Consider the following 9,316-nt stretch of genomic DNA (forward strand, 5'->3'; position numbering starts at 1 on the left):
CGCCCTACTATGTGAACTACCACTGCGAGCATCACATGTTCATGTACGCAGGCTGCGCCCAGCTTCCCGCCATCCACCGCGCGATGATCAAGAAGGGTTATGGCGACCAGATGCTCATCGAGCCCGGCGGCTACCTCGCCGTGCTGCGCAAGGCCTCGTCCAAGCAGGCGGCTTAATCGTCGGCCGGCGCCCAGGCGCGCCGGGGCGTTCGCGCGGCGGTGGTCAGGCTGGCCGGGGTTGGCGCTCTGGCGTCAATCACGTGCCGAGGCTCGAACGGGATCTCTGACCCGCTCCACAGTTCGTGGTTCTTCTCGATGCAGGTCGGATCGTTGTCGAGCACGCCGAGATAGCCGCCCGGAAAGCGGCGGCGGACGACAACCCACATCCGCTCGCACTCCGGCTCCTCGCCGTCCTCCACCGTGATCATGAACAGCAGTTGTGCAAGGGCGACGCGCCCCAATCCTGACCGCAGCTTCTTGGACGGAATGATGAAGGTGTCGGGCGCGCGGGCGCGCCGCTGCTCGGCGTCGTCGAGACACCAGCCGTCCAGTTCCAAGCTCGGTTCACGCATGGCGGCAAGGTGCACGCCTGGAACGGGGATGCAATCGCCCGCCTGAAGCCTCCCGCCCCTTTCGTCGCCACCGCACTTGGCCTATCACGGCCGCCAACGCCCAGCGTGAGCCGATAGAGAGCTTCGCGGGCCAGCCATCATCCACACACGCTCGGCCGCCCCGTAGCGACAACGGGGGAAGCCGTGAGCTTCGATCCTGAACTGCTTCTGACCCTGTTCGCCGTGGCCGCCGTGGCCGGCGCCTTCGACGCCATCGCGGGCGGCGGCGGGCTGCTGACCGTTCCGGCCCTGCTGCTGGCGGGCCTGGATCCGGTTGCGGCCCTGGCGACCAACAAGCTGCAGGGCGCGATCAGCTCGATCTCCTCGACCACCGCCTTCGCCCGGCGCGGCCTGATCGACTGGCGCACGGCCTGGCCGGTCGCGATCGGGGCGGCTATCGCGGGCCTGGCCGGCGCGCTCTGCGCCAGCCTGTTGTCGCCGCGCGTCCTAGCCGCCCTGGTGCCGCTGCTGCTGATCGTCATCGCGCTCTATTTTGGTTTCTCGCGCGGGCTCAAGGCCCATGACGCGCCGGCCAAGCTGCCGCTGATCGCCTTCTCAGTCGGGATCGCACCGGTGATCGGCTTCTATGACGGGATCTTCGGGCCCGGCGCGGGCGCCTTCTACATGGTCGCCTTCGTCACCCTGATGGGTTACGGCGCGCTGCGCGCCACCGCCCACACCAAGCTGGCCAACGCCGCCAGCAATGTGGGCGCCCTGTCGTTGTTTGTGTTCAAGGGAGCGGTGATCTGGCCGCTCGGCCTGACGATGGCGGCCGGCGCCTTCATCGGCGCGCAGGTCGGCTCGCGTCTGGCGATCCGCTTCGGGGCCAAGCTCATCCGGCCGCTGTTGGTGGTGATGTCGTGCCTGATGGCGGTGAAGCTGCTGTCGGACGCCCAGAACCCGTTGCGGCAGTTGCTCGCCGGCCTGCTGGGGCAATAGCCGAGGCCCGGACAGCAGAACGCCGCCGCGGCCCAACGACCACGGCGGCGCTATCGCTTTTTCGCTCGTCCTAGGCCGCGACGGCGGCCTTCTTCTGAGACGAACGGACTTGGAAGCCGAGGATCAGCAGGGCGACCCCGAAGACCAGGCCATAGATGCCCAGCCACCAGGTGAGCACGATCCCGCCGGCCAGAGGCGAAATGAGCAGCACCACGCCGAACAGCAGCGAGATGATCGCCGACAGCGCCAGCCAGCCGCGCGCTTCGACCGGACCACGACGCATGGCGGTGATCAGCTTCAAGCCGCCAGCGAACAGCGCCCAGATCGCGATGATGAGCACGAAGGTCACGAGCGCCAGACCCGGCATGAAGAACAGCACCAGGCTGGCGATGATATCGACCACGCCCTCGAGGGCCAGCAGACCCCAGCTATTCTTGTGCCGCATGGCCTTCACCGCGCTGGCGATCGCCAGGAAGCCGTCGGCCATCAGATAGATCGAGAAAACGAGGACAATGGTCGTGGCCGCGGCGACCGGCGCCATCACCGCGAACAACCCGAACAGTATCCCGGCGACCCCGCGCAGCACGATCGCCTGCCACGAGACCCCTTCGAACAGGGTGGAAATTCCGACGCTACCCGCCGCATGCAATCCATGGTCTGTCATGTTGCCTCCGTCCCGTTTAAGGTGAAATCCTGGCACGCCGACGGGGTTCCCGCCTAGAGGCAAAATTTCGCCGCAATTTGAGGCCGTTCGACGAGGTTGGCGGCCTACCGTTCCACGCCCTTCATGCTAGGGGAGGCGCGTGATTACTCAGTCCCTGGAAGGTCGCCGCGCCTTCATCCTCGAAAACACCCGGCTCCAACCGCCGCCGCACACGCCCGAGCTCACCCTGCATCTGGCCGACGAAGTCACGCCCATCTGGCGGCTGACCGAAGAGGCCCTGGCCGAGATCGGCCTGCCGCCGCCGTTCTGGGCCTTCGCCTGGGCCGGCGGTCAGGCCCTGGCGCGCTACGTCCTCGACCACCCGCAGGAAGTCGCGGGCAAGCGGGTGATCGATTTCGCGTCAGGCTCGGGCATCGTGGGCATCGCCGCGATGAAGGCTGGCGCGGGCCACGTGCTGGCCGCCGATATCGACCCGTTCTGCGGCGCGGCCCTGGCCATGAACGCCGAGGTCAACGCCGTGCGCATCGACTTCACCGACCAGGACCTGCTGGACGCGCCCCCGCCGGACGTCGACGTGATCCTGGCCGGCGACATCTGCTACGAGCAGCCGCTGGCCTCGAAGGTCATGGACTGGCTGGCCGCCGCCCATGTGCGCGGCGCCCGCGTGCTGATCGGCGATCCGGGGCGCAGCTATTTCCCGCGTGTAGGCCTGGAGCAGCTGGCCGAATACCAGGTGCAGACGACGCGCGAACTGGAAGATCGGGAGGTCAAGAAGACCGCCGTCTGGACTCTCCCAGCCTGAGGCGGTAGCCAGGAACAAAAACGGAACACAAGGCGGAGGCTGAAATGCGCGAAGACGGCAAGATTGACTATGTGGAACTGCCCGGCGGCGACCTCGTCCCCACCAAGCGCTTCTATGAGGCCGCATTTGGCTGGACCTTCACCGACTATGGCCCGAGCTACGCGGCGTTCACAGAGGGCGTCGACGGCGGCTTCGATTCCGACGCGGCCGCCACGCGGCAGCCGCTGGTCGTGCTCTATGCCCACGACCTGGAGGCCATGGCCGCCAAGGTGGAGACCGCGGGCGGGGTGATCGTGAAACCGATCTTCAGCTTCCCCGGTGGACGGCGCTTCCACTTCCGCGACCCGTCGGGCAACGAGATGGCCGTCTGGTCGGAAGGCTGAACCCTAGTCGGACGACAGGACCCAGGGATCGCAGGCCGCGGCGAAGGTGATCTTCGCGCGGTCGGCGGCCAGCGGGAGCGGGCCTGGATGGGCCTGTTGCGACGGCAAGGTCATGGCGTAGCAGGCCTCGAACGGGCCACTCAGTTTGCCCAGCAGCGCGATGAAGTCCTGCTCGGCGAACCAGGTCTCGGCCGCGAGGTCGTCGGGCGAGGTCCGGTAGCCGGGCATACGACCCAAGGCGAGACAGGCCAGCAGCCCCACGGATGCGGCGATGGCGTCGATTGTGCGCATATCTATCCCCTGGCTCCATCATAGCTGAGCCGGACAAAGCGATGCAAACCGGAGATGCCGGGACAAAAGCCGGCCCTATAGTAACGCTGCAGAACCTTTGTTCGGGAGCCATCATGCGCCGCCGCACCTTCCTTGCCGCCCTCCCCGCCACCGCCCTCGCCAGCAGCGCCATGGCTCAAAGCCGCGCGGAGAACCCGAACCGCGACCGCCCCGACGTCCACGGCGGCGACCGGATCGACGGCGCCACCTTCGCCTCGCGCAGCGCCGCCTGGGGAACCAGCGGCGCGGCCGCGACCGCCCATCCGCTGGCCAGCCTGGCGGCGCTCGACATGCTTCGGCTGGGCGGCAGCGCGGTCGACGCCGCGATCGCCGCCAATGCGGTCCTTGGCCTGGTCGAACCGATCGCCTGCGGGATCGGCGGCGACTGTTTCGTGATGCTGTGGGACCCCAAGACCAAAAAGGTCGAGGGACTGAACGGCTCGGGTCGCAGCCCGCGGGGGCTCAGCCTCGACACCGTCCGCAGCCGCGCCAAGAACGGGCTGATCCCCTCCCATGGCGCGATCTCGGTCAGCGTACCCGGCGCGGTCGACGCCTGGTGGGTCCTGCACCAGCGCTACGGCAAGCTGCCGTGGAAGGACCTGTTCGCCCCGGCCATCGCCTATGCCGAATTGGGGGCGCCGGTCAGCCAGAACGTCGCCTATTACCTCGGCCGCTCGCTGGTGAACTTCACCAAGCCGGGCGCCGGGATCGAAGAGGTCGAGAACTTCAAGAAAGTCTGGGCGCCCGATGGGCGCACGCCGCGCGAGGGCGAGGTGTTCAAGAACCCCGCCCTTGGCCGCACCTATCGCCAGATCGCCCAGAACGGCCGGGACGGCTTCTATGGCGGCGAGGTCGCCGAAACCATCGAGCGCTACTTCAAGCGCATCGGCGGCTGGATGACCAAGGCCGACCTGTCGACCCATCGCGCCCGCTGGGACCCGCCGCACAAGGTCAACTATCGTGGCGTCGACGTCTGGGGCCTGTCACCCAACAGCCAGGGCCTGGCCACCTTGCAGATGCTGAACATCATGGAGACCTTCGACTTCAGATCGATGGGCTTCCAGTCGGCGGCGGCGATCCACCATGGCGTCGAGGCCAAGCGCCTGGCCTTCGAGGATCGCGCCAAGTTCTACGCCGACCCCGATTTCCACAAGACGCCGACCGAATGGCTGCTGTCGAAGGACTACGCCCGCCAGCGCGCCAAGCTGATCTCACCCGGCAAGATCCTGACGCCCGTGCATGCGGGCCAGGCGCCGAGCCAGGGCGACACCACCTATTTCACCACCGCCGACAAGGACGGGATGATGGTCTCGATCATCCAGTCGAACTATCGCGGCATGGGCTCAGGCCTGTCGCCTGACGGCCTGGGCTTCATGTTCCAGAACCGTGGCGAATTGTTCGCCCTGACCGACGGCCACGCCAACATCTATGCTCCGGGTAAGCGGCCGTTCCAGACCATCATCCCCGGCTTCGCCACCAAGGGCGCCGAGCCCTGGCTGTCGTTCGGCGTGATGGGCGGCGACATGCAGCCCCAGGGCCAGGCGCAGATCATTTCCAACATGGTCGACCATGGCCTTGGCGTGCAGGAGGCCGGCGACAGCCCGCGCTGGCATCATGGCGGATCATCCGAACCAACCGGCGAGGCCCAGCGGGGGATCGGGGTGCTCAACCTCGAAACCGGCGTACCCGAGGCGACCCGCGTGGCCCTGGCCCAGATCGGCTGGAAGATGGCGCCCGATCCTGGCGGCTATGGCGGCTACCAGGCCATCGAGCGCTGGCCCGGCCGCTACGCCGCCGCCACCGAGATGCGCAAGGACGGCGTGGCGCTGGCCTACTGATGGCGCCGACCTATTTCGAAACTTCGGCGCAGCTCAGGGCTTGGCTAGAAGCCAACCACGCCAAGGCGACAGAGCTGTAGGTCGGGTTTCGCAAGATTGACGCCTGCGCTGATGGGGTGAAACTGGCCTCGCCAACCCAGAGGGATGGGACATGACCCCCGAGGAAATCCGCAAGATCGTGCTGGCCTTTCCCGGCGCCGAGGACGGCGTCTCCTATGGCCAGCCCTCATTCAAGGTGAACAATAAATTCTTCACACGGCTGCGGGCCGAGGACCAGAGCATGGTCCTCCTGGAAGTCAGCCAAGACGAGCGCGAAATGTTGATGGAGGCCGAGCCGGCCACCTTCCACATCACCCCGCACTACAAGGACTATCGAGCGTCCTGGCCCGGATCGCGACCCTGCACCCCGGCTCGCTGCACAATTTCCTCGCCCGCCGCTGGCGCAAGATCGCGCCGAAGAAGGTGGTCAAGGAATTCGACCTCGGGCCGCCGAACAAGGCGCCCTAAACTGGGAGGAGCGGTTCCGCGGGCGATTTGGGACGATCGGGGTTCCCTGACCCACCGTCCCCGGCTAGAGGCCAAGATATGCCGAAGCTTCCTGGACCGCAGGGAGCGGGAGATCGCGCTGAGAAGCGGTCAAGGCGCACGACGACGCCAGGGTTGACGGACCCAATCACGCCGACAGGGGTTCTCCCCCTGCTGCGGACAGGAGATCGAGATGGCCGAACCCAAGAACCTCGAACGTTTCGAGTTCGAAGAAACCGAAGAAGGTTACCTGCTGACCGTCGGCGCTGAAGGCGGCGGAGACCTGAAAGTGGCGGTGACGCCCGATCAGATGGACGCCATCATCGACGCCCTGAACGAAGTCCTGGGCGGCGACGATGACTTCGAGGACGAAGACTAGGGCGCTAGCGCGCGGCTAACTTGGCCTCCGCGGAGATCCTCGCCTCGGCGAGGGTCTCCCGATAGCAATCCGATCCGGCGATCGCCCGCTTCACGTCGCGGGCGCTAAAGCGCTGCGCGCCGCAAGCCGCCATGGAGGCGGTTTCCAAACGCTTTTCCAGACGCCTGGCGTCCGCGGGCTGACTGATATCCAGGTCCGCAAGCCTGACGATCGCGTAGTCGTAGCCAACGGGCCCCACTGGCGCGGCCGCGAAAGCAGAACTGCCGATGACTGCAAAAGCGGCAGATAGTGCTAATATTTTCATCTTGGCGTTTCCCTACTGCTGAATATTGTCGCAGCAGCGAGACTCTACGGCCTCATCTTACCGCGCCCCTTGACAGATAGGGCAGGCGCAGGCGGCACGCCACCTCGAAACCTTGCAAAGCTTAGAAGTCGTCTTCCATCGCGGCGCGGAAATTCTCGAAGACCTCCGCCGCCTTTTCATCGCTCGGCGCTTCGGCCGGCGCTTCCGGCTTGGGCGGTGCTCCGCCGACCAACCGCCCGGACACCCCGCCGTTCTGAACCAGCAACACCTCCTCGCCCTCCTCCAGGCTAGTGAGCAGTTGAGCCAGCTTGGGCGGCAGGTCGTCGAGATCGATGCGCTTCATGGCGCCGATTTTACAGACCTCCCACAGGTGACACCAGCCCGGCCCGGCCCTAGACCAAGCCCCTGACTATGGGAGATCGCATGGCCTACCGGTCCTTGAGGGATTTCATCGCCAAGCTGGAAGCGGCGGGCGAACTGGTGCGCGTAACGGAGCCCGTATCTACGGCTCTTGAAATGACCGAGATCCAGCGCCGGTTGCTGGCCAATGGCGGGCCGGCGGTGCTGTTCGAGAACGTCATCCGCGCCGATGGCCAACGCTCCGACATGCCCTGCCTGGTCAATCTGTTCGGCACGGTCAAGCGCGTGGCCATGGGCGTGACCCTGAACGGTCAGGAACGCACCACGGCCGCCGAACTGCGCGAGGTCGGCGAACTGCTGGCCTTCCTGCGCGCGCCCGAGCCGCCGCGCGGCCTAAAGGACGCTTGGGACATGCTGCCGTTCGCCAAGACGGTGATGGCCATGCGGCCCGCCACGGTGAAGAAGGCCCCTGTCCAGGAAATCGTCTGGACCGGCGACGACATCGATCTGAACAAGCTGCCGATCCAGGGCTGCTGGCCGGGCGAGCCCGCGCCGCTGATCACTTGGCCGCTGGTGGTGACCAAGGGCCCGTCCGAGGAGCGCGAGGACGACTACAACCTCGGCATCTACCGCATGCAGGTGCTGGGCAAGGACCGCACCATCATGCGCTGGCTGGCTCATCGCGGCGGCGCCCAGCACCACCGCCGCTGGAAGGCGGCCGGCAAGCCCGACGCCCTGCCCGCGGCCGTGGTGATCGGCGCTGATCCCGGCACCATCCTGGCGGCGGTGACGCCGGTGCCCGAGACGCTGTCGGAGTACCAGTTCGCCGGCCTAATGCGCGGCGCCCGGGTCGAGCTGGTCCAAGCCAAGACCGTCCCCCTGCTGGTCCCGGCCGAGGCCGAGATCGTCATCGAGGGCCACGTGATGCTGAACGAGTACGCCGATGAAGGGCCGTATGGCGATCACACCGGCTACTACAACTCGGTCGAACCGTTCCCGGTCTTCAAGGTCTCCGCGATCACCATGCGGAAGAACCCGATCTACCTGACCACCTTCACCGGCCGTCCGCCGGATGAACCGAGCGTGCTCGGCGAGGCGCTGAACGAGGTGTTCATTCCGCTGCTGCGCCAGCAGTTCCCGGAGATCACCGACTTCTGGCTGCCGCCCGAGGGCTGCTCCTACCGCATCGCCGTGGTCTCGATGAAGAAGGCCTATCCCGGCCACGCCAAGCGCGTGATGATGGGCGTCTGGAGCTATCTGCGGCAGTTCATGTACACCAAGTGGGTGATCGTCGTGGACGACGACATCAACGCCCGCGACTGGAAAGACGTCATGTGGGCGCTGTCCACCCGTATGGACCCGGCCCGCGACATCACCCTCGTCGAGGGCACCCCCATCGACTACCTCGACTTCGCTTCGCCCGAGAGCGGGCTAGGCTCGAAGATCGGCCTCGACGCCACCAATAAGTGGCCGCCGGAGACCCATCGCGAGTGGGGCGAAAAGCTCGGCATGGACGAGGCGACGGTGAAGGCCGTGACCGAGAAGTGGGCGCGGTTGGGACTGCCGGGAAGCGGAGAGCCGGTGGACTGATCACGCCACCGCAGGCAGACCTGATTGTCCTGGGGGTGTCGCCCCGAGCCCAATCGTCGCGCTTGGAATTGGTATGGCTCTAAGGCTGGCGTTCCCCGTCTACCCGAGCTAGCAGACCGCCCCATGATCCGCCTCGACAATATCTCCAAGCAGAACGGCCACCAGATCCTGTTCATCGAAGCCTCGATGGGCGTCCAGAAGGGCGAAAAGGTCGGGCTTGTCGGACCGAACGGCGCCGGCAAGACGACGCTGTTCCGCATGGTCACCGGTCAAGAGCAACCCGACGACGGACTGGTCGCGATCGATCCCGGAATGACGATCGGCTATTTCAGCCAGGACGTCGGCGAAATGTCCGGCCAGAGCGCGGTCGCCGCGGTGATGGACGGTGTCGGTCCCGTCAGCGCCCTGGCCGCCGAAATGGCCAAGCTCGAGGCGGCCATGGTCGATCCGGATCAAGCGGGTGAACTGGACGCCATAATGGATCGCTATGGCGAGGTGCTGGAGTGCTTCCAGGAACTGGACGGCTATGCGCTGGAAGCCCGCGCACGCGAGGTGTTGGCCGGCCTGAGCTTCAGCCAGGAACGCATGGATG

The 9,316-nt window shown here is 66.4% G+C and carries 13 protein-coding genes; 8 read left to right on the forward strand and 5 right to left on the reverse strand.

Annotation, left to right across the window (positions count from 1 at the left end; all coding sequences use genetic code 11):
- Window positions 1-172: 172 nt before the first annotated feature.
- Entirely contained in the window at window positions 173-571 is a 399-nt protein-coding gene (locus tag Q7T84_RS11440) for a hypothetical protein (protein WP_304808868.1), read from the reverse strand.
- 183 nt (window positions 572-754) lie between these two features.
- On the opposite strand from Q7T84_RS11440, the gene Q7T84_RS11445 reads away from it, so the two are divergent.
- Window positions 755-1,549: a TSUP family transporter gene (locus Q7T84_RS11445; RefSeq protein WP_304808870.1), complete on the forward strand. Its 795-nt coding sequence runs from the start codon at window positions 755-757 to the stop codon at window positions 1,547-1,549.
- A 70-nt stretch (window positions 1,550-1,619) separates the two neighbouring features.
- Here Q7T84_RS11445 and Q7T84_RS11450 read toward each other — a convergent pair whose 3' ends face one another.
- Complete coding sequence (locus tag Q7T84_RS11450) at window positions 1,620-2,213, reverse strand: HdeD family acid-resistance protein (RefSeq protein ID WP_304808872.1); 594 nt, start codon at window positions 2,211-2,213, stop codon at window positions 1,620-1,622.
- 139 nt (window positions 2,214-2,352) lie between these two features.
- On the opposite strand from Q7T84_RS11450, the gene Q7T84_RS11455 reads away from it, so the two are divergent.
- Both Q7T84_RS11455 and Q7T84_RS11460 read left to right on the forward strand, forming a co-directional pair.
- Window positions 2,353-3,015 carry a methyltransferase gene (locus Q7T84_RS11455; protein WP_304808874.1) on the forward strand — a complete coding sequence of 221 codons (663 nt, stop codon included), beginning with the start codon at window positions 2,353-2,355 and terminating at the stop codon, window positions 3,013-3,015.
- A gap of 44 nt (window positions 3,016-3,059) precedes the next feature.
- Window positions 3,060-3,398 (forward strand): VOC family protein, encoded by a 339-nt coding sequence (locus tag Q7T84_RS11460; RefSeq protein ID WP_304808876.1) that lies wholly within the window; start codon window positions 3,060-3,062, stop codon window positions 3,396-3,398.
- A gap of 3 nt (window positions 3,399-3,401) precedes the next feature.
- Here Q7T84_RS11460 and Q7T84_RS11465 read toward each other — a convergent pair whose 3' ends face one another.
- Window positions 3,402-3,689, reverse strand: a complete 288-nt coding sequence (locus tag Q7T84_RS11465; protein ID WP_304808878.1) for a hypothetical protein — start codon at window positions 3,687-3,689, stop codon at window positions 3,402-3,404.
- 113 nt (window positions 3,690-3,802) lie between these two features.
- Between Q7T84_RS11465 and Q7T84_RS11470 the strand changes: the two genes are divergently transcribed.
- The 3 genes from Q7T84_RS11470 (at window position 3,803) to Q7T84_RS11480 (ending at window position 6,470) form a co-directional block, all read left to right on the forward strand.
- Window positions 3,803-5,566, forward strand: coding sequence for a gamma-glutamyltransferase family protein (locus tag Q7T84_RS11470; RefSeq protein WP_304808880.1), 1,764 nt, complete (start codon window positions 3,803-3,805; stop codon window positions 5,564-5,566).
- A 151-nt stretch (window positions 5,567-5,717) separates the two neighbouring features.
- A complete protein-coding gene (locus Q7T84_RS11475; RefSeq protein WP_304808882.1) occupies window positions 5,718-6,230 on the forward strand; it encodes an MmcQ/YjbR family DNA-binding protein in 513 nt (170 codons plus the stop codon).
- 54 nt (window positions 6,231-6,284) lie between these two features.
- Entirely contained in the window at window positions 6,285-6,470 is a 186-nt protein-coding gene (locus Q7T84_RS11480) for a hypothetical protein (protein WP_304808885.1), read from the forward strand.
- A 4-nt stretch (window positions 6,471-6,474) separates the two neighbouring features.
- On the opposite strand, the gene Q7T84_RS11485 is transcribed toward Q7T84_RS11480, so the two are convergent.
- Both Q7T84_RS11485 and Q7T84_RS11490 read right to left on the reverse strand, forming a co-directional pair.
- Complete coding sequence (locus Q7T84_RS11485; protein WP_304808887.1) at window positions 6,475-6,774, reverse strand: UrcA family protein; 300 nt, start codon at window positions 6,772-6,774, stop codon at window positions 6,475-6,477.
- Window positions 6,775-6,895: 121 nt separating this feature from the next.
- Window positions 6,896-7,117, reverse strand: a complete 222-nt coding sequence (locus Q7T84_RS11490) for a hypothetical protein (protein WP_304808889.1) — start codon at window positions 7,115-7,117, stop codon at window positions 6,896-6,898.
- Window positions 7,118-7,197: 80 nt separating this feature from the next.
- Between Q7T84_RS11490 and Q7T84_RS11495 the strand changes: the two genes are divergently transcribed.
- Together Q7T84_RS11495 and Q7T84_RS11500 are read left to right on the forward strand one after the other, a co-directional pair.
- Window positions 7,198-8,724, forward strand: coding sequence for a UbiD family decarboxylase (locus Q7T84_RS11495; protein ID WP_304808891.1), 1,527 nt, complete (start codon window positions 7,198-7,200; stop codon window positions 8,722-8,724).
- A gap of 123 nt (window positions 8,725-8,847) precedes the next feature.
- Window positions 8,848-9,316: ATP-binding cassette domain-containing protein (locus tag Q7T84_RS11500; protein ID WP_304808893.1), on the forward strand; the 469-nt coding region annotated here is incomplete at its 3' end.

Source organism: Phenylobacterium sp. (assembly GCF_030654915.1).
In the GTDB taxonomy this organism is placed as follows: domain Bacteria; phylum Pseudomonadota; class Alphaproteobacteria; order Caulobacterales; family Caulobacteraceae; genus Phenylobacterium.

Coding starts and splice junctions, on each gene's coding strand:
- Q7T84_RS11465 (WP_304808878.1), bottom strand. CDS start 3,689: ATGCGCACAATCGACGCCATCGCCGCATCCGTGGGGCTGCTGGCCTGT.
- Q7T84_RS11475 (WP_304808882.1), top strand. CDS start 5,718: ATGACCCCCGAGGAAATCCGCAAGATCGTGCTGGCCTTTCCCGGCGCC.
- Q7T84_RS11440 (WP_304808868.1), bottom strand. CDS start 571: ATGCGTGAACCGAGCTTGGAACTGGACGGCTGGTGTCTCGACGACGCC.
- Q7T84_RS11450 (WP_304808872.1), bottom strand. CDS start 2,213: ATGACAGACCATGGATTGCATGCGGCGGGTAGCGTCGGAATTTCCACC.
- Q7T84_RS11485 (WP_304808887.1), bottom strand. CDS start 6,774: ATGAAAATATTAGCACTATCTGCCGCTTTTGCAGTCATCGGCAGTTCT.
- Q7T84_RS11470 (WP_304808880.1), top strand. CDS start 3,803: ATGCGCCGCCGCACCTTCCTTGCCGCCCTCCCCGCCACCGCCCTCGCC.
- Q7T84_RS11460 (WP_304808876.1), top strand. CDS start 3,060: ATGCGCGAAGACGGCAAGATTGACTATGTGGAACTGCCCGGCGGCGAC.
- Q7T84_RS11495 (WP_304808891.1), top strand. CDS start 7,198: ATGGCCTACCGGTCCTTGAGGGATTTCATCGCCAAGCTGGAAGCGGCG.
- Q7T84_RS11480 (WP_304808885.1), top strand. CDS start 6,285: ATGGCCGAACCCAAGAACCTCGAACGTTTCGAGTTCGAAGAAACCGAA.
- Q7T84_RS11490 (WP_304808889.1), bottom strand. CDS start 7,117: ATGAAGCGCATCGATCTCGACGACCTGCCGCCCAAGCTGGCTCAACTG.